This is a genomic window from Haloferula rosea (genome assembly GCF_016595525.1).
GTDB classification, from domain to species: Bacteria; Verrucomicrobiota; Verrucomicrobiia; order Verrucomicrobiales; family Akkermansiaceae; genus Haloferula; species Haloferula rosea.
In genome coordinates this window covers 79,946-98,928 of the sequence record NZ_JAENII010000010.1, presented here as the reverse complement: position 1 = coordinate 98,928, position 18,983 = coordinate 79,946, and the positions used below count along the sequence as shown (strand labels likewise).

The following is an 18,983-nucleotide window of genomic DNA, read 5'->3' as shown; positions in this document are numbered from 1 at the left end:
GCATGGTGGGCGAATCGGGAAATCTCAGCGATCTGCGCGACATCGTCGTGCCGGACCCGGTGCCGTGGTGGCCACCGGCTCCTGGCTGGTATGTGCTCTTTGTGGTCGTGGCGGCAGTGGTTGGCTATCTGGGATTCCGGGCATACAGGCGCTATCAGACAAATGCCTATCGCCGGGAAGCGAAGGTGTTGCTGGAACGGGCGCAGTCGGATGCCGAGATCTCTGCAGTTCTGAAGCGGGTGGCCATGGTGGTGGAGGATCGTCGCAAGGTGGCGGCCCTCACCGGGGAGGCCTGGTGCGAGTGGCTGGATGACCGGGGAGTCCGGGCGATGACTGTGGAGGAACGCCGCGCCATGGAATCCAGCTTCTACGATGAAGGTCGTAGTGACGAGGGTGCTCTGCGCGACTACGCCCTGCGATGGGTGGAGGGTCATCAGGTGGAGAAGCGCGGTGACGGAAGGAGGCTTCTCCAATGAGCTTCGCTTTGCCATGGTTGCTGCTTCTGGTGCCCGTGCCGTTTCTGGTGCACTGGCTCGTGCCGCCTGCGGTGCGTCGCCGTCCGGCGCTCAAGGTGCCTTTCATGTCGCGGGTTTCGGGCTCCATCCCCGGAGGGGGCGATGGGACGAAGCATCGGGTCGGCATGAAGTGGTTGCCGATGCTGCTCTGGGTGCTCTTGGTGGTGGCGATGGCCCGTCCTCAACGGGTGGATCCGCCGATCGAGCGTTCCTTGCCGACGCGTGATCTGTTGCTGCTGATCGATCTATCGACGTCGATGACCAAGGAGGATTTTACCAATGCAGCAGGGCAACCGGTGGATCGTCTGGTGGCCGTGAAGGAGGTCGTTGGTGAGTTTCTTGCCAAGAGGGACGGTGACCGGGTCGGGTTGGTGGTCTTCGGCTCCTCTGCCTTCCTGCAGGTGCCTTTCACGACCGACCTCGACCTGTCGAGGCAGCTGCTCGGCGAGGCCGCGATCGGCATGGCGGGCCCTCGAACGGCCCTTGGTGATGCGATCGGTCTGGGCATCCATTTGTTCGAGGACAGCCAGATGGAGGTGCAGACCATCATCGCGCTTACCGACGGGAACGACACCGAAAGCAAGGTGCCGCCGGTGGAGGCCTCACGGATCGCACGGGATCGTGGGATTACGATCCATGCGGTGGCGGTGGGTGACCCGGAGACCGTTGGAGAAGAGAAGCTGGATGAGGCGACCTTGAAGGAAGTGGCGAGCACCTCGGGTGGGACCTACTCGCTGGCGATGAACCGGGATGAGTTGGAGCAGATCTACACGAAACTCGATGAGGTCGAAACGACAGAGGTCGAGGTCGTGCGGGACTACCCGCGCTCGGATCTGTTCTTCTGGCCGTTAGGGCTGGCGGTCGGAATGGCAGGATTGGCCGCTGCGATCAGATCGGGAAGGCGTCGTCGCCACGATGGCCGGGAGAAGGAGCACCGGATGCGGGTGAATGCCCGAACCTTTGACCTGGAGGTGGATGCCTCATGAGCGGGTTCGAAACATTCCACTTCCTCAGGCCATGGTGGCTGCTGGCGCTGCCGGTGATGATTGTCGCCTGGTGGCATCTGAGGCGTTTGAGCGATCCGCTGGCGGGTTGGCGTCGTTCGATGGACCCGGAGTTGTTGGAGGCGATGACACTGGGACGGGATTCAGGATCGAAGATCCGAAGTGTGCTCCAGTTGGCGGCCGCTCTTCTGGTCGGTCTTGCTTTGGCGGGTCCCGTCTGGAGGTTGGAGCCGTCCACCTTCGCGGGTGATCCTGCGCCGGTGATGGTCCTCTTGAGGGCGGATGAGTCCATGTCGTTGGACGACCTTTCCCCGTCGCGGCTCGAGCGTGCACAGCTCAAGATCCATGATTTCGCCGCCGGACGTGAAGGGGGGGCGCTGGGTCTGTTGGCCTATGCGGGCAGCGCGCACCTGGTGCTTCCGCCGACGGAGGATGCGCAGGTGGTGGCCACGATGGCGGGCCACGTATCGCCGGAGATCATGCCGAAACCGGGCGACGATCTGGCGGGTGCGATCCTGCGTGGTAAGCGTGCTCTCGGTGAGCGGGGTGGGGCGATGATCGTCATCGCAGATGATGCGGTGGCTCTGACATCGGCGGATCTTTCCAGATGGAGTGATGGACCACGCGTGCCGATCCATGTGCTGGCGGTGGCGCTCGATGGCTCGCCGGAATTGGATGCCATCCGTCAGGTGGCCGGACAGCTGCGGGCATCGGTGACCCGGATTTCGGCGGATGGATCGGATGTCCTGGAACTTCTCGACAAGGTCGCGGGGGCAAGGGCTTCGGTGGAGGGCGGCGACGGAGCGACCCGCTGGGCCGAGGACGGTTGGTATCTGCTGCCGCTTGCGGCGCTGTGCATGCTCCCCTTGTTCCGCAGGGAACAGCAGCTTTCAACCACGGAGGGGGTCACATGAAGGTGTTGCTTGTTACGATGGGTGTCGTAGGTGCTTCGTTCTGGTCGTGGTGGTTCACTCCGGACCAGCAGGGGGATCGATTGATGGCGAAGGAACGCTTCGCGGAGGCCGCCGAGGTGTATCGTGATCCGATGCGCCGCGGCGTGGCCTGGTTCAAGGCCGGCGAGTTCGAGAAGGCGGGGCAGGCATTCACACGCGTGCCGACCGCGGAGGGGTTGTTCAATCGCGGCAATTCGCTGGTTTTCCTCGGGCTCTACGAGCAGGCGGTCGCGCAGTATGACCGGGCATTGGAACAGCGTCCGGATTGGGAGTCGGCTCAGGTGAATCGACGCATTGCCATGGTGCGTGCCGAGGCGTTGAAGAACGAGGGAGGAGACATGGGTGACCAGAAGATCGGGGCGGACAAGATCGTCTTCGACAAGAAGAAGCCGGGTGGACAGGAGACCCAGGTTGAGAAAGGGAAAGCGGCGGACGATCAGAGCATGCAGGCGATGTGGCTGCGGAAGGTGGATACGGATCCGGCCGAGTTTCTTCGCGCCAAGTTTTCCTATCAGGATGCCATGGGAGAGGAGGAAACACCGTGAACGGTCTCCCGATGTGGCGGTGCGCTTGGTTCGTGTTGCTGGCTGGGTTTGTGAGCCTGTCGGACCTCCGTTCCGAGGAATCGGTGATGGTGAAAACCTCCACGGAGGTCGAGAAGGCGTGGATGGGTCAGCGGGTGAGATTCGTGGTGACGCTTTACTCTCCCGGCCCTTTCACGGGCACGCCGGTTTTCCAGCTGCCGGAGATTCCGGACACGGTGATTTCGAAGGTGGGATCTCCAGTGGTGGGTTCCTCCACGCTGGCCGGGGTGACTTGGATCACCCAGCGACACGAGTTTGATCTCTACACGCAGAAAGTGGGCGAGCTGCAGGTGCCGGCGTTCAAGGTGGCTTTCATGAGCAAGGATGGCTTCACCGGCGACGCCAAACCCCGCGAAGGTGAGACTGAACCCTTTGGGGTGGTGTCCGAGCGTCCGCCGGGAACCGAATCTTTGCCATTCGTGGTGACTTCCTCGTCGCTGAAGGTCGAGGAGGAGTGGTCGGCCGAGGAGGGGGCCGAGCTGGAGGCGGGAGAGGTGGTCACCCGCTCGATCACCCGATCCGCGACGGACACCTCGGCCATGTTTCTTGATCCCTTCGTTGCCACCCCGGTCGAGGGGGCTCGGGTTTATCTCTCGGACCCCGTCATCGACGAAGTTTCTCAGCGCGGCGTGACCGAGGTCTCGAGAACCGACGTGATCCGCTACCAATTCGCCAAGGGCGGGCAATTTAATTTTCCGTCGATTGATTACTCATGGTGGGACCCGGAGTCCGAAGAGGTCCGGACCGAGGTGCTCGCGGGTCGTTCGTTTTCCGCCAAGGCCCCTCCGGTGCCTCCTGAACCGACCGATTGGAAGCGCGTGGCATGGATCGCTTTCGCAGGGCTGACGGCACTCGCGGCGATCGTGCGCTGGGGATGGCCACTTGGGGTGGCCCAGTTTCATCAATGGCGTGCGTGGTATGACGCGCCGATCCGCCGGGCGGTCCGCCAGCTGAAGCGGTCTTGTGGAAAGGGCGACGCAAGGGAGGCTTATGCGGCGCTGATGGCGTGGAAGCATGCTGCCGGGGTGGTTGGTGATTTCGATTCACCACTTCGAGAACCGGCCGCGACTCTGAGCCGGAGGCTGTTTGGAAGCGGTGGTGATGGGGGCGCTTGGGACGGGGGGGAGCTGTGGAGGGCTTTCCGCAGCGTTGAGGCCGGGCATCGGAGGGGGAGCCCATCAGAGGCGAAGACATCGTTGCCTCCGCTGAATCCCGGGCTGTCGCGCTGAGGGGGTGGTGGGGTTTAGCTCGTTTGAGGCCGTTCTTGACCTTCTGGCTGAATTGCGGTCATTTGAACACCATTCATGAGCGGGGCGAGGGCAGAAAAAGTGATCGATGAACCGCTGGCGGTGCTGGAGCGGCATTTCGGCCACCGGGCTTTCCTCGATGGTCAGGAGCAGGTGATCGAGCAGATCATGTCGGGCAAGGATGGCCTCGTCGTGATGCCGACCGGTGGCGGCAAGTCGCTTTGCTATCAGCTGCCCGCCCTGTGCTTTCGCGGGGTGACCCTCGTGGTTTCTCCGCTGATCGCGCTGATGAAGGATCAGGTCGACGCGCTGGTCGAGAAGGGCATCCCCGCCACCCTGATCAACTCCAGTGTGCCGTGGGAGGAGCAGCGGGCACGTCTCGACGGAATGCGCACGGGGGAATGGAAGCTCGTGTATGTGGCTCCGGAGCGTTTCCGCGCCGACTCGTTCATTCGTGCGCTCGAGGGGGTGGAGGTCTCGCTTTTCGCCGTCGATGAAGCCCACTGCCTGAGCCAGTGGGGGCATGATTTCCGGCCGGACTACATGCGGCTGGGTCGCTCGCTGGAAGCGATCGGGCGGCCGCAGTGCGTCGCCCTGACCGCGACTGCGACGCCGATGGTCCGAGCGGACATTCTCGGTGTGTTGGCGCTGAAGGATCCGTTCGAAGTGGTCAGTGGGTTCTCGCGGCCGAACCTGTCACTCACGATCACCGCCGTCGACAAGGTGGCCCAGAAGTTCGAGCGGCTGCGCGAGATCGTCGCTGCCCACAAGACCGGCATCGTCTACTGCGCGACCCGGAAGAAGGTGGACCTGGTTTCCGAGACCCTGGCGTCGTGGGGAGTGAAAGTGATCGCCTACCACGGCGGCATGAGCGATGCCGAGCGGGCGGAGGCCCAGGACGTGTTCCTTGCGCGCAAGGCGGATGTGGCGGTCGCCACCAATGCCTTCGGAATGGGGATCGACCGCTCTGACGTGCGGTTCGTGGCGCACTTCGAGGTACCCGGAAGCATCGAGGCCTACTACCAGGAAGCCGGTCGCGCGGGCCGCGACGGCGAAGCCTCGGTCTGTGAGTTGCTTTTCAATTTCGCCGACACCCGAACTCAGGAGTTTTTCATCGATGGAGCGAACCCGGGTGGTCAGACCATCCGCGACATCTACCGCTTCCTTCTGGACGAAGCCGACGACGATTACGAGGTTCATCGTAGTATTGACGATATCGCCGACGGAGTGGGTGTGCGCAACGGGATGGCTGTGGGGAGCGCGTTGTCGACGCTGGCTCGGGCGGGCTACATCGAGCGGTTTGACATTCCCGGGAAGCGCATGCGGGGAACCCGGATCAAGCGCCCGGAGGTCTCGGCGATGGGACTGGAGCTCGATGACCGGGCGCTTGAGGAGAAGGACGCGCGTGATCGCGAAAAACTCAAGGCGATGGTCGAGTTGTGCTACGCACGGGCCTGCCGTCAGCAGTGGATTCTCGAGTATTTCGGCGAGAAGGGTGCCTCAACCTGCGGGACCTGCGATGTCTGTCTGGATGACCACGGCGACGACCGTGAGCCGACCACTCAGGAGGACCTGATCGTGCGCAAGGCACTCAGTGGGGTGGCGCGGATGTCGCGCAAGACAAGCGCGGGGTGGTCCGGGAAATTCGGACGTGGCAAGATCGTGCAGATGCTAACGGGAAGCCGTTCTCAGGAGATTCTCGCGGCGGGACTCGACCAACTGACCACCTACGGGATCCTCAAGGCTCAGGGCACCGGATACGTGAACTCGCTTTTCCGTTCGATGTTGGAAGCCGGCTTGTTGCGGGTCGAAACCGGGGAGTACCCGTTGATGACCCTGACCGATCGTGGCGCCCGGGTGATGGCAGGAAAGGGGAACTATCGCTTGCGGTGGCCGTCGACGGATGGCGGCGGCACGCCGGTCGAGCTTGAGGACCGCGGGTTCGATCCCCAGCTCTACTCGGCGCTGAAGGATGTCCGCAACCGATTGGCCAAGGCCCAGAGTGTTCCGGCCTATGTGATTTTCAACAATCGAACCCTCGAGGGTTTTGCGCGATTCCAACCGGTCACGGCGGCGGATGCCTTGAAGGTCCCCGGTGTCGGCGAAGCCAAGGTCGAGCGCTACGCCCGCCCATTCCTCGATTGCATCGCCGACTTCCGTCGGTCTTTGCCGAAATAGGCCCCGTCCGGGACGATGCTGTCTCAGCCCCCGCTGCCCTCTACGGCAACAGCCGGACCACGGTGGCTCCCTTTCGACTCTCGCGGCCATCTGCCCGCATGGCGGTGACCTTGAGCGTCATCTGCTCGGTTTGCTTCAGGTCATCGGCCTTGTAGATGAACCTGGCGTCCTTGATCTTCGTAGCGACTTCCTCGTAGGCCGGTGCGTTGCCGACGGCGCGGTAGAGTTTGTAAGATGCCGCATCCTTGCTCCCGGTCCACGAGAGCTCGATCTGGCTTCCTCCGTCCTTGTCGATCTTCAGCTCAGATGGTGCGGCGACCGGGGTGAAGGCCGGGATGTCAGTGACCACGTAGCTCGCGCCCTTGGTCGTCTCGATGCGGATCTGGTCGGTGCCTTTCGATGTGAAGCTGACCTTCTGGCCGTCGGTGCTTTTGATCATCGCCTTGGCGACATTGGGATATCTCAGATCCAGGGTTCCGCCTGCCTTGGATACGACTTCCAGGCGGCTGGCCTGGCCGTTTGACCACTTGGCGGAAACCTCGAAGTTGCCGCGCGCGAGGAGACCGCTGTAGCTGCCGTCCGGCCAGGCGGCGGGCATGGCGGCCAAGGGAGCCACCACGTGGTCCTGACTCTGAAGGAGCATCTCGGCAACGCCGGCGGTGGCACCGTAGTTCGCGTCGGCTTGGAAGAGCGGCCCGCCGCGGTGGTCGTTGAACAGGTTGTGCAGGTAGTTTCCACCGAGCAGGTCCTGATAGAAGATATAGGCCTCATCGCCATCATGCACCCGTGCCCAAAAGGCGATCCGCTCGGCCCGCGCCCACCCGATGTGACTCTTGCGGGTGCGCAGCGTCAGGGTCTTTTCGACGGCATCGAGCCAGGCCGGTGTCTTATCGTTGATCAGCTGACCCGGGTACGATCCCAGCAGCATGGAGGTGTGTCGGTGGTGGGGGTCGATGGTGTTCTTGCCCTTGGGTCCCTTGTAGTCGCAGTAGAACTCCTCCTGGCGGAATTCCTTGATCTGCCCCGACTTGCCGATCTGGATCGGGTCGAGAAGCGGGAGCTGCTTTTCGTAGATCGGCAGCCGGCTGTCGCTGCGCCCGAGGATCTTCGCCGCGGTGAGCGTGTTGTGATGGTTCTCGTAGAACATCTGCTGGTCGAAGGTGGTTCCGACCGTGTCCCGGATCTTCTGCTCCGGCGAGGAGGAGGGCTTGGCCAGGAGGGCGCCATCGATCTCCTGGACAAAGCGGGAGGCGAAGTTCGCCTGCTCGTACATCACCGGATAGACGGTGTCGGCGAGCAGCGACTCATCGCGCGTGTAGTCGTAGTAGTCCCAGAACATCTGGGCGATCCAGCTACCGGTGCCGAAGCCCGCCACGGGTGACCGTCCGGGAATGATGTAGGGATTCGCCCAAAACGGGCCGGACCAACCGTTGTCACCCTTCGGGTCGAGCTGCGAGGGGTTGTACTGTTTGATGTATTGCGTGGCATACAAACGTTGCCGGGGTTCGAAGGCCTTGAAGAAGTCGGCATAGGACTCGAACAGCTCGGGCATGTTGGCGCAGAAGACGGGTGCGTAGGCCATCTGCACGTTGGTGTCGTGCAGGTACTGGGACGACCACGGCGGCCGGGCATAGACGTTCCAGATCCCCTGCAGGTGGGGCGGCAGCGTGCCTGCTCTGGACGAGCAGATCAGCATGTAGCGCCCGAACTGGAACGCGAGTTCCTCGAGGTAGCGGCTCGAGGAACCCTTGGGGTAGGCATCGACCAGTTTGTCGGTGGTGATCGTGGGCACCTCGGCGCCGAGATCGAGACTGACCCGATCGTAGAGCTCGCCGTAGTCGGCCTGGTGGTTTTCCAGCAGCTCATCGTAGGACTTCGCCGCCGCAGCGTTGAGGTAACCGCTCACCTTGGCGTGGGGGTGGGGAAAGTCCGCGAGCTTCTTGCTCGGCTCATTCGTCAGGAACACCTTGGGGTCGAGTTGGTAGTTGGTTCCAACCGCGATCAGGATCAGCGCGCTGTCGGCCTCCGAAACGCTGATGGTGCCCTTCTTGGCGGCTGCTTTCATCGTGCCGCCCTTCGGGATCACCTTGAACTGACCTTCGAACTTGATGTCGAAGTAGGTCATCGCTCCAGAGAGCGTGATGGTGTCGCCCTTCGCGGTGACGGATCCGGTCTTGCCCTCGCCGAGGAAGGGAATGGTGGGGCGCAGGGTGAACGATAGCGCGCCCGGCTTCGAGGCGCCCAGGCGGACGACCATCACCTTGTCGGGATAGCTGGTGAAGTAGTCCCGTGTGTATTCGACGCCGTCCTGCTCGTAGCTCACCGACGAGACGGCCCGGTTCAGGTCCAGCTCCCGCTGGTAATTGGCCGGCTTGTCGTGGTTGAAGTCGATGTAGACCTCGGCGAAGTTGTTGACGCCACGACGTTTGAAGCCGGCATTTCTGTCCGTCCAGTCATAGAGGCTGTTCTCGGTGATCTGGATGCGATCGCTCTTCGTGCCGCCGAAGATGTTGACCCCCATGTAGCCATTGCCCATCGGGATGGAGGCGTTGGCCCAGCCGACATCGCTGTCCGGGGCGGGCTTGTCATACCAGAGCCGCAATGGCTTGCCGGGGCTATCGGCCGATGAGTCTGATGGCGGCTCCGCCGCGGAAACCTGAGGGGCGAGGAGTATCGACGTCAGTAGGGATACGACCAGAGTGGTGAGAGCCAAATGGCGGGCAAGCATCATAGCATGAAGGGATTCGGTTCGAGTCTAGGATCCAAGGGAGGCAGTTCAACCCTTCACCGTGTCGTCCGAAGACATTGGGAAGCTCAACAGGGAAACGTTGCTGCCCCATTGTTTCGGTGGGGGCATTGACCAGATTGAGAAAGTGGAGGTTCGTAGGTTCACTGGTCCCTGAGGGATCGGGCATACGAAGGTCCAAGCATTCTCAGAAAAACAGGCTTCATGATCTCGAAACACACACTCGTCCATGGAATGCCAAGGCGATTCAAGCGCATGAGGGGGATCGAATTGAAGGCCGGAATGGTCAGGATCGCCATGGGGCTGATTGCGATGCTCGCGATGCCGCTCGCGCTGGCACAGACGGCATTCGTCCATCCTGGGATCTCCCACAAGAAGTCGGACTTGGATCGGATCAAGCTGATGGTCGAGGCGAAGGTCGACCCATGGTATTCCTCCTATCAGGAAATGGCATCCGACTCGAAGTCGGGCCATGACTATGTGGTTCAGGGAAGTCCGACATTCACCGAGTTGGGTCGCGACAGCCGCGTCAACTACGGGGCCTGGAACAGTGATATCCGTGCTGCCTACTACAATGCCATCCGGTGGTATGTCTCGGGCGATGTCAGACATGCTGAGAAGGCGATTGAGATCTTCAATGCGTGGCGCAATCTGACATCCGTCACGAGTGGTGGAACGGATGCGCTGAGTGGCGGGGTCGCTTACATCATGATCGAGGCGGCCGAGATCATCAAGAGCACCTACAGCGGTTGGTCGGCCAGTGAGATTCAGGACTTCTCGGACATGCTGGTCTATCCCGGCTACTCCACAACCGAGGAGCCGTCCGGTGACACGACCTTTTACTGGATGTCTTTCCAAGGCGATCCGGGGCGGCACGGGAACCAGGGATTGTCAGGATGGCGGACGGTCATGGCCATGGGGATCTTCTTGGACAACGAGATCATGTATGACCGGGCGTTGAGATACATTCAGGGATTGCCTCATCGTCCCGACGACCTTCCCTACCCTCCTGGTCCCCGGACCACGAAGGCACTGCTTTCGTCCACCGACTACGTCGACAGTTACAGCACCAACAACTTCAGTAGCGAGACTGACTACGGCTACAATGAGGTGCTGACGAACTACATCTGGGAGAACGGGCAGTGTCAGGAAAGCTCCAGGGATCAGCAGCACGTCTTCTTCGGGATCGGGCTGCTCTGTTCCATGGCTGAGATGGCGTGGAACCAGGGCGACGACCTTTACAGCCACGCGAATGACCGGCTCCTGCTGGGCCTCGAATACAACATGCGGCACAACGTGTCCGCCATCCGCTCTTATCCCGACCAGACGACGTGGTGGGTGCCCACCGTCGAATCGGGGGAGTTCATCCAGCGACTGGATCGAACCGCGCGCTGGTTTTCCAAGGCGATCAGTCCTGATGGTGTGGGTGGGTTTCCCAATGTGCGTCCGATCTTCGAGATGCCGTTGGCTCACTATCAGGGCCGGGGACTCAAGACGGATGAGGAAGTCAAGTGGACCGAGCGGGCCCGGGATATCGCGATTGAGGAATCGGGGTATGAAGTCGCCGGTTGGTCCAATGATGGGATCGGCTGGGGAGCGCTTACGTTCCGCCGCCCCGACCACTGCCATGGCGATCCGGTCCGTGGGTTTTCATCCGGTCTGCCGGTCTATGCCATGAACGTCCTCCCCGGAGCCATCGAGGCGGAGAACTACGACCATTTCACCATCCATGGCGAAGGCCATACCTACCATGATGAGACACCCGGGAACTCGGGCGGCGAGTATCGGACCTCCGAGGGGGTGGACGTCACCACGTGCACCGAGGGGGGGCACGCACTGACGTCGCTCGAGGCGGATGAATGGCTGACCTACACCGTGGCGGTCCCGTCCGCGGGGATCTATGACATCTCGATTCGCTATGCCTCGTCCGCGGCCGGCGGCAGGATCAAGTTCAGCTTTGGTGGCGTGGACAAGACGAACGAAGTTGCCGTTCCCTTTGGAGCTCCGGGTTCCTCGGGCTCTACCGATTGGCAAACCCTCAAGGTGGCCAGTGGTGTGTCGCTGAGCGAGGGCGTGCAGAGCATGAAGGTGAGCATTGCCGGTACCTCGAATGCTTTCGAGCTGAACCGGATTGCCATCGATCGCGACCCAAGCGTGCTGGTCGGCCATTGGAAATTTGACGATTCTGCTGGTTCAACCGTCGCTGATTCCTCGGGCAATGGATTCGATGGGATCAACGTCGGTGCAAGCTGGGTGGCTGGAATCGACGGTGGTGCCCTTGGGTTTGACGGAAGTGGTTCGCAGGTAACGCTTCCCGCAGCTGCCTTTAGTGGGATCAGCGATCAGATCACGGTTTCCATTTGGGTGAATGGCAGCGCTGGGCAGCCCGTGAACAACTCCGTGTTCTATGCGGTGTCGGGGAATCAACGGGTGTTGAACGTGCACCTTCCGTGGGGGGATTCCGAAGTCTATTGGGATGCGGGTAGTAGTTCCGGCTACGACAGGATCAACAAGCTGGCGACGGAAGCGGAGTTCAAGGACGGCTGGAATCACTGGGTGTTCACCAAGGACGCGGGGTCGGGGGTCATGAAGATCTATCTCAACGGAAAGCTCTGGCATTCCGGACTGGGGAAGACCAAGACCATGACTGGAATTACTGCGGCGACCATCGGCAGTCAGATTTCTGGTGTGCATTACGATGGGAACCTGGATGATGTCCGGCTGTATGATGTCGCCTTGTCCGAGCAGGAAGTTTCCAGCCTCTACTACCAGACTCCGTTCTTTGTCGCGGATGGATTGGTGGCCGATGCCACTGGTGCCACCCGGATCGACTTGAATTGGAATGCGGTCGATGGAGCGATCTCCTATGACCTCAAACGCTCATCGACGAGCGGAGGTCCGTATTCGCTTGTCGCGGGAGGCCTGACCACGACCCATCATGTGGATACCGGTCTGACGACAGGGACGGAGTATTTTTACGTCGTCAGCGCGATCTACGGGGGGATCGGGAGTGGAAACTCTGACGAAGCCAGTGCGGTGCCGTTTTCTCCCACTGGCACGTCGCCGGTCATCACTACGGAGTCCCTCGTAGAGGGGGCGGTCGGCAGTTCGTACTATCAGACCCTCACCGCGACCGGGGGAGAGGATCCCATGGTTTGGTCGCTTGCCAGTGGCACACTTCCGCCAGGTGTCGAACTTGGCAGCGGCGGAATTCTCAGTGGGACGCCCAGTGCTTCCGGGCTCGGCAACTTCGCGGTCAGAGTGACGGATGCCGATGGAGATGTGGATACCCAGTTTCTGAGTCTGCAGATCAATGGGTCTGGTGAGCTTCCTGCGGAGAAACTTGCTGTCGGTGAGGGTGATGTCATTGCCAGTGAGTTCCAAGCCCCCAACGAACCCGCCAATACCCTCGATGAAGACCTTGGATCCCGCTGGTCGGCGCAGGGTGACGGTCAGTGGATTCGCTACGACCTTGGCGAGGTGAAGCGGGTTCATTTCCTCGCAATCGCGTGGCTGAATGGATCCAGCCGTGTTTCGACCTTCGATGTGGAAGTATCTGATGACGATGTGACATGGGTGCCCATTGCGTCTGGTCTGCAGAGTTCCGGGACGACCACCGAACTGGAGACCGTGGATGTCGCCGACACCCTCGCTCGTTATGTGCGGATCGTCGGCCATGGGAACTCGACCAACAACGGTTGGAACAGCATCACGGAACTGGAGATCTGGGGAGTTCCCGAGTTTGCCCCATCCACGCCTGCCTTCATCACGGCGACTGCAGGGGATGGCGAGGTCGCCTTGACGTGGGCTTCTTCCGGAGGGGCGACCCACTATCATGTGAAGCGTTCGACGACGAGTGGTTCCGGCTTCTCGCTGATCGCGAGCGAGGCGGGCGTCAGTTATCTTGATACGGATGTCGTCAATGGGACGACCTATTATTACACCATTTCCGCCCTGAATGCGGCGGGTGAGAGTGGTGATGCCACCCAGGTGGGCGCCAAACCCCATGCTCCGATTTCAGAAGAGGAACTGGTCGCGCCTGTCATGGCCCGGGTCGGGGACGGCATCGAGATGACGGTGCAGACGGTGCCGGGTCGCATCTATCAGCTTCAGCGGAACGAGACGCTCGCGTCGGACGGCTGGGAGGACCTCGGAGACCCTGTGATTGGGGCCGGGACTTCGATCATTCTCTCGGATCCCGAGGCCTTCGTGCTTCCCTCATGTTTCTACCGGGTGCAGATCGATCCCTGATGGGGGATCGGGGGACTGGGCGGCTGGATTCTGCGCTTGCCATGCCACGGCGGAGGAGGGCATGGTGTTAGCTGTTCAGATGATTAGTCGTGTTTATTCCGCTGCGCTGCGAGGCGTGGATGCCGTTGAGGTCGAAGTGGAGGTCAATGTCAGTGGTTCGGAGAATCCTGGCGTGATCGTGGTGGGACTGCCGGATGCCGCTGTGCGCGAATCCTCCCAGCGTGTGATTTCGGCCATTTCAAATTCTCCCCTGCGATTGGCGGACGGAATCAAGACAGTAAATCTCGCACCTGCCGATCTCCGCAAGGAAGGGCCTTCGTTTGACCTGCCCATCGCCTTGGCGATGGCATCGGCTTCGGAGGAGGTCGTGCTGCCGGAGGATGACTGTTGTATCGTCGGGGAACTGGCCCTCGATGGTTCGGTCCGGCCGGTTAAGGGAGTGCTGTCGATCGCTCTGGAGGCCAAGGCAAGGGGGCGGAAGCGGGTCCTGGTGCCGGAGGCGAATGCGAAGGAGGCCGCGGTCATCGAGGGCATCGAGGTGTTCCCGGTCCGGAATCTTTATCAGGCATGGCGGTTCCTGGTGGGCGAGGAGGAGATCCTTCCCATGCGCATCGACCGGAAGAAATTCTTCGAAAGCCAGCGGTCGTATGAAGTCGATTTCGACGAGGTGAAGGGACAGCATCACGTCAAGCGGGCGCTGGAGGTGGCGGTGGCTGGAGGACACAATCTGCTCATGGTCGGTCCGCCGGGAACCGGGAAATCGATGTTGGCGAAGCGCCTGCCGACGATCATGCCGGACATGAGCGAGGAGGAGGCGATCGAAGTGACGAAGATCCAGTCGATTTCCGGGCTGCTTGATCCCAAGCAATCCTTCCTGACGACGCGGCCGTTCCGGGCGCCCCACCATACGATCTCCGATGCCGGTCTGCTCGGCGGTGGAACCAACCCGGGCCCGGGAGAGGTCTCGCTGGCGCACCACGGGGTTCTCTTCCTTGATGAGTTGCCCGAATTCCGGCGTCAGACCCTGGAGGTGATGCGCCAACCGCTGGAAGACGGACACGTGACGATTTCAAGAGCGGCCGGGTCCCTGACCTTTCCTGCGAGATCCATGATGGTGGCGGCTCTGAATCCATGTCCATGTGGATACTACGGAGATAGCAAGCGGGAGTGCCGTTGCTCGCCGCGGCAGATCGAGATGTACCGTCAGCGGATATCCGGACCGCTGCTGGATCGGATCGACCTGCACGTGGAGGTTCCGATTGTGGAATACCGTGAGCTTTCGAGTCAGTCGGGAGGCGAGAATTCAGCGAGTATCCGTGAGCGGATCGTGGCGGCGCGGGGGATTCAGAGCGACAGGTTCGAGGGGAGTTCAACCTGCACGAATGCGAGCATGGGGCCGCGGCAGGTCCGGGATCACTGCCAACTGACGAGTGAGGGTTCCAGCTATCTGGAGCAGGCGATGGAGTCGCTGAATTTCTCCGCACGTGCCCACGATCGTATCCTGAAGGTGGCACGGACGCTTGCTGATCTCGAGGGTGCCAAGGATATCGGGACCCAGCACATTCTGGAGGCGATCCAGTATCGGACGCTCGACCGCAACCTGTTTTCGTAGCGGGTGATTCCTCGATCCGACTCCTAGGCGTCCGGCTCGGGGAGGATTTTTGCCAGCAGGTCTTCCAGGTTGAGGGTGGCGATGGTGGTGGATGTGTCACTCAGGCCATAGGGGAGGATGAGGTGGCCGGCGTGGATGATGGCCCCGCAGGTATAAACGACGTTCGGCACGTAGCCGTTGCGCGCGGGTTCGTCCGGTTCGAGCAGGGGGAGAGGGAGGTGCCCGAGGACGATGGATGGATCATCGAGGTCGAGCAGAAGGGCGCCGATGCAGTAGCGCCTCATCGCTCCGACACCGTGGGTCAGGACGAGCCAGCCAGCCCCTGTTTCCATCGGTGATCCGCAGTTGCCGATCTTGACGGCTTCCCAAGCTTCGGTGGGTGCCCGGAGTCTCTCCGCCTTTTCCCAGACGAGGACGTCGTCGGAGCTCATGAGATAGAGGTTTTCGTCGTCCTGCCGGGACAGCATGACGTAGCGGCCATTGATCTTGCGAGGGAAGAGGGCCATGCCCTTGTTGCGAACGCAGGCTCCATCGAAGGTGCGTGCCTGGAAGGAGAGGAAGTCCTGAGTTTCTAGTAGCTGGGGGAGGATCGTGTGTCCGTTGTATGCCGTATAGGTGGCGTAATACGTGCGGGTGCCATCTTCGTCGGTGAAAAGGACGAAGCGTGCGTCCTCGATGCCGTTGCTCTCGCTGGGTGAAGTGGGGAAGATGATTCGTTGTGACAGGGGGACGGAAGGCTCGAAGCTCACTTGATAGTTGGCGCGGGCCAGCCACTGGATGCATTCGATGGTGTTGCGGGATTGGTGAACGGAGGCATGGGTCTCGACGCAGGCCGCGTCCAGCTCGCTGCGCGTGAAGTGATCACCGAGCGCCTGCATGAGGGTGCGTGACCAGGCGTTGTCGAACTCCATCTGGTGCAGTCGTCGGAAGAAACTGCTCTTCCTGAATTTCGGGTCGGGATCGAGCTCAGGGGCCGATGTCTGGGCGGAGCTGGGGTCCAGCGCGACCTTGCCCGATGAGTCGACGACACCGGAGCGGAAGGCGATCGAGGAAATGTGGCCTTCTCCAGTGGCGCGGAGGCTCATGATGAATCGAAGAGCGCCCTCTTCCAGGTTGCTCTGATCCGGGTGGGGAACGATGGAGGGATTGAACAGGGCGGCGGACTCCAACGCGTATTCGCCGGAGAAGAGGGCGCCGATGTAGAGGCGTTGTTCCCGGGTCAGCGACTCTTCCTTGGGGATGAAATGCTGAACCAGCTTGTAGTGGTCGTCCCACGCGCAGGTGAGGCAGGGGTGCCGGCTGTCGAATTGCTCATGGAGTCCGTCGAGCCTGCCTCGGACCTCATCCGCACTGAGGGCAAGAGCCCTCTCGATCACACGGCAGACGGACTTCGGATCGGAGGGAATGAAGGAGCGCACAATCACCCTGGAGTGATCCGGGTGAATGTGGATGCCTGTGTTTACGTGGGCTGGAGCTTGCATGGGATGGGTTGGTTGAACTCCGGATCATGGGACCTTGCGGCGTCGATGGCAGCTGCCCGGCGGGTGAGTTCCAAGCGGGAGAGGTGGAAGGCGAGAGTGGACTCGGCGCCCTGGTTCTGGTTGAGCGAGTCGCTCTGGAGGGCATCGCGACAGCCCCCAGTGGAAGCGTCGTAGAGCGGCAGTCCCAGGTCGTTGCGACCGAGGAACCATTCGAAACACCGTCTCGCCTCATCGGCCCAGAAGAGGTCACCGGTGAGGTCGAAGGCGGCCATGCAGGCGCTCACGGTGGAGTGGGCTTCGATGGGTTGCTGGTCGAAACGGGCTTTTTCTCCTCCTCTTGGCCAGAAACCATGGCAGCCGATCGGCGAAAAATGGCCGGTTGGGCTGATCTGATGTCCGATCAGCCACCGCAGGGTGCGCAGGCCGATCTCCACCGCTTCGCTCTGATCTGAAATGATCAAGGCATGGGGCAGCTTGGCGTTGTCATAGGTGGCGACGTGCTCGAACCACTGCCACTCGTCGGACGAGGTGGCATGATAGAGGTCGAGGAGGTGGGTGACGAGAAGCTGGCGAATCTTTGCGACAGGGCGATCGCCGGTGAACGCACGAAGGTATTCATGGATGGCGATGAGGGTGAATGCCCAGGCGCGGGGGCTGCTGAAATGTTTGACCGGCGGCAGGGCGCGCTGGAAAAGGAGGGCGGAGAGATTTCGGAATCCTTCGTTTCTTGATCGACCGAGCGCCGAGCCGACGGCCCACAGCGCACGTCCATGGCTGTCTTCCGATCCTTTTCGTTCAAGCCACTTGCGTTCGTGGCTCATGAAGTTGCGGAATCGCCGGGTATTGGGATCAAAAGCGTGCCAGAGGAAGGCGAGGTAGGAGCAGGCGAGGCGCTCGACCTGGGCATCCGAGCCATGCTCTTCCTGGTGGAGGATGGTGTAGATGAAGGCCCGGGCGTTGTCGTCGGTGCAGTAGGCCTCTTGGTAGTTGGGCACACTGTAGATGGCATGCTGGAAGATCCCGGTGTGATCGCTCATGCGGACCAGGTGCTCGATGTTGGTGGCGGGAATTGCGAGCGGCCGGCGCGGAATCGTGTCCGTTGGCTGCGGATGGTGGGCGGGCGCACTGCGGTTGGCCCGGGCTCGATTGAAGCTGGTCATGTAGCGGCGGGCGGTTTCCGGCCAGGTCATGTCGCGCCCGCTCTTCCAGGCGCATCGCCGGATGCGCGCCATTCTCGCGGGATCTGCAAGCAGGGCATCGACAGCTCCGGCGATGGCTCCGGAGTCGGCGAAAGGAACGATTACCCCGCGACCATCGTCGAGCAATTCGGTCGCGTGCCAATAGGGTGTCGAGATCACGGCCTTCCCGGCACCGAAGGCGTAAGAGAGGGCACCCGAGGTAATTTGTTCCTCATTGCGGTAGGGGGTGAGGTAGATGTCCGCTCCGCCGATGAATTCCTTCAGCTCCGCCATGGAGACAAAGCGGTTGTGGAAGATGACTTGTTCGCTCACCCCGAGTTTCTCTGCCAGTGCGATCAGGCTTTCACGGTAGCGCTCGCCCTCGGCGGCCAGCAGGTGGGGGTGCGTCGCACCGACGACGAAGTAGAGGACGTCCGGGTGCTTGCCGAGAATCTCTGGAAGTGCCGCGATGGCGACTTCGATGCCCTTGTTGGGAGACAGCAAGCCGAAGGTCAGAAGAACGGTTTTGCCGTCGGCATTCAGCACATCCTTGTAGAAGTCCGAGTCGACGAAAGGCATGTCGATCACGCCGTGGGGAATGAGGTCGATCCTGTCATCCGGGATGCCGTAGGTCTGGTGCAGAATGCGGCGACCTCTCTCGGCCATGACCACGAAGCGTTCGGACATGTCATCGAGTCCCTGCATGACCCGGAGTTGGTCGGAGTCGGGAGACTCGAGGATGGTATGGAGAGTCGTGACGACCGGTTTCCCCACCTCCCTGAGGAACTCGAGGAGGTGAGAGCCGGCGGGGCCACCGTAGATGCCGAACTCGTGTTGCAGTGAGATGACTTCGACGTTGTTGATCCGCAGGAAGTCGGCGGCGCGGACGTAGGATTCCGGATCGTCCTTTGCGATCTCGAAGAGAACCCGAGGCGGGTAGGCGTAGCCTTCCGGGATGTCATTGACCGCCCCGGCGAGGCAGTCGGTTGCGGGGAACTCGGTGGCGATGGCCTCACAGATGTCCGTCGTGAACGTGGCGATCCCACAACGTCTTGGAATGTAATTCCCGATGAAGGCGATGTGGCGGCTTGAAAGAGGATCTTTCATCGGCGCTGGCAACCAAGTGATCTCGGTCTCGCTCCCGGAATGGGAGGGGGAATTCGTGAGAATTCCGACAAGGAATGGCCAAGTCCCTTGCGAAACATCTAAACGTAGGTTTTTGCAAATTCAGAGT

General features: G+C 61.4%; 11 protein-coding genes. 8 read left to right on the top strand and 3 right to left on the bottom strand.

The window, feature by feature from the left end; translation table 11 throughout:
- Positions 1-2 precede the first annotated feature (2 nt).
- From JIN81_RS13315 to JIN81_RS13290, 6 genes are all read left to right on the top strand, one after another.
- Positions 3-476 (top strand): DUF4381 domain-containing protein, encoded by a 474-nt coding sequence (locus JIN81_RS13315; protein WP_200280500.1) that lies wholly within the window; start codon positions 3-5, stop codon positions 474-476.
- On the top strand, positions 473-1,501 hold the full coding sequence (locus JIN81_RS13310; protein WP_200280497.1) for a VWA domain-containing protein: 1,029 nt from the start codon (positions 473-475) through the stop codon (positions 1,499-1,501). Before JIN81_RS13315 ends, JIN81_RS13310 begins: the two co-directional genes overlap by 4 nt.
- On the top strand, positions 1,498-2,433 hold the full coding sequence (locus JIN81_RS13305; RefSeq protein WP_200280495.1) for a VWA domain-containing protein: 936 nt from the start codon (positions 1,498-1,500) through the stop codon (positions 2,431-2,433). The genes JIN81_RS13310 and JIN81_RS13305 overlap by 4 nt, the downstream gene beginning before the upstream one ends.
- Positions 2,430-3,017, top strand: coding sequence for a tetratricopeptide repeat protein (locus JIN81_RS13300; RefSeq protein ID WP_200280492.1), 588 nt, complete (start codon positions 2,430-2,432; stop codon positions 3,015-3,017). The genes JIN81_RS13305 and JIN81_RS13300 overlap by 4 nt, the downstream gene beginning before the upstream one ends.
- A gap of 11 nt (positions 3,018-3,028) precedes the next feature.
- Entirely contained in the window at positions 3,029-4,285 is a 1,257-nt protein-coding gene (locus JIN81_RS13295; protein WP_200280489.1) for a BatD family protein, read from the top strand.
- Positions 4,286-4,360: 75 nt separating this feature from the next.
- Positions 4,361-6,481 carry a RecQ family ATP-dependent DNA helicase gene (locus tag JIN81_RS13290; RefSeq protein WP_200280487.1) on the top strand — a complete coding sequence of 707 codons (2,121 nt, stop codon included), beginning with the start codon at positions 4,361-4,363 and terminating at the stop codon, positions 6,479-6,481.
- A 40-nt stretch (positions 6,482-6,521) separates the two neighbouring features.
- Here JIN81_RS13290 and JIN81_RS13285 read toward each other — a convergent pair whose 3' ends face one another.
- Entirely contained in the window at positions 6,522-9,212 is a 2,691-nt protein-coding gene (locus JIN81_RS13285) for a glycoside hydrolase family 95 protein (protein WP_200280485.1), read from the bottom strand.
- 270 nt (positions 9,213-9,482) lie between these two features.
- Between JIN81_RS13285 and JIN81_RS13280 the strand changes: the two genes are divergently transcribed.
- On the top strand, positions 9,483-13,478 hold the full coding sequence (locus JIN81_RS13280; RefSeq protein ID WP_234044886.1) for a discoidin domain-containing protein: 3,996 nt from the start codon (positions 9,483-9,485) through the stop codon (positions 13,476-13,478).
- Positions 13,479-13,557: 79 nt separating this feature from the next.
- A complete protein-coding gene (locus tag JIN81_RS13275) occupies positions 13,558-15,090 on the top strand; it encodes a YifB family Mg chelatase-like AAA ATPase (protein WP_200280481.1) in 1,533 nt (510 codons plus the stop codon).
- 23 nt (positions 15,091-15,113) lie between these two features.
- On the opposite strand, the gene JIN81_RS13270 is transcribed toward JIN81_RS13275, so the two are convergent.
- Together JIN81_RS13270 and JIN81_RS13265 are read right to left on the bottom strand one after the other, a co-directional pair.
- Positions 15,114-16,571, bottom strand: coding sequence for a glycoside hydrolase family 130 protein (locus tag JIN81_RS13270; protein WP_200280479.1), 1,458 nt, complete (start codon positions 16,569-16,571; stop codon positions 15,114-15,116).
- Positions 16,550-18,856, bottom strand: a complete 2,307-nt coding sequence (locus JIN81_RS13265; protein WP_200280477.1) for a glycosyltransferase family 4 protein — start codon at positions 18,854-18,856, stop codon at positions 16,550-16,552. Before JIN81_RS13265 ends, JIN81_RS13270 begins: the two co-directional genes overlap by 22 nt.
- Between the last annotated feature and the right edge of the window lie 127 nt (positions 18,857-18,983).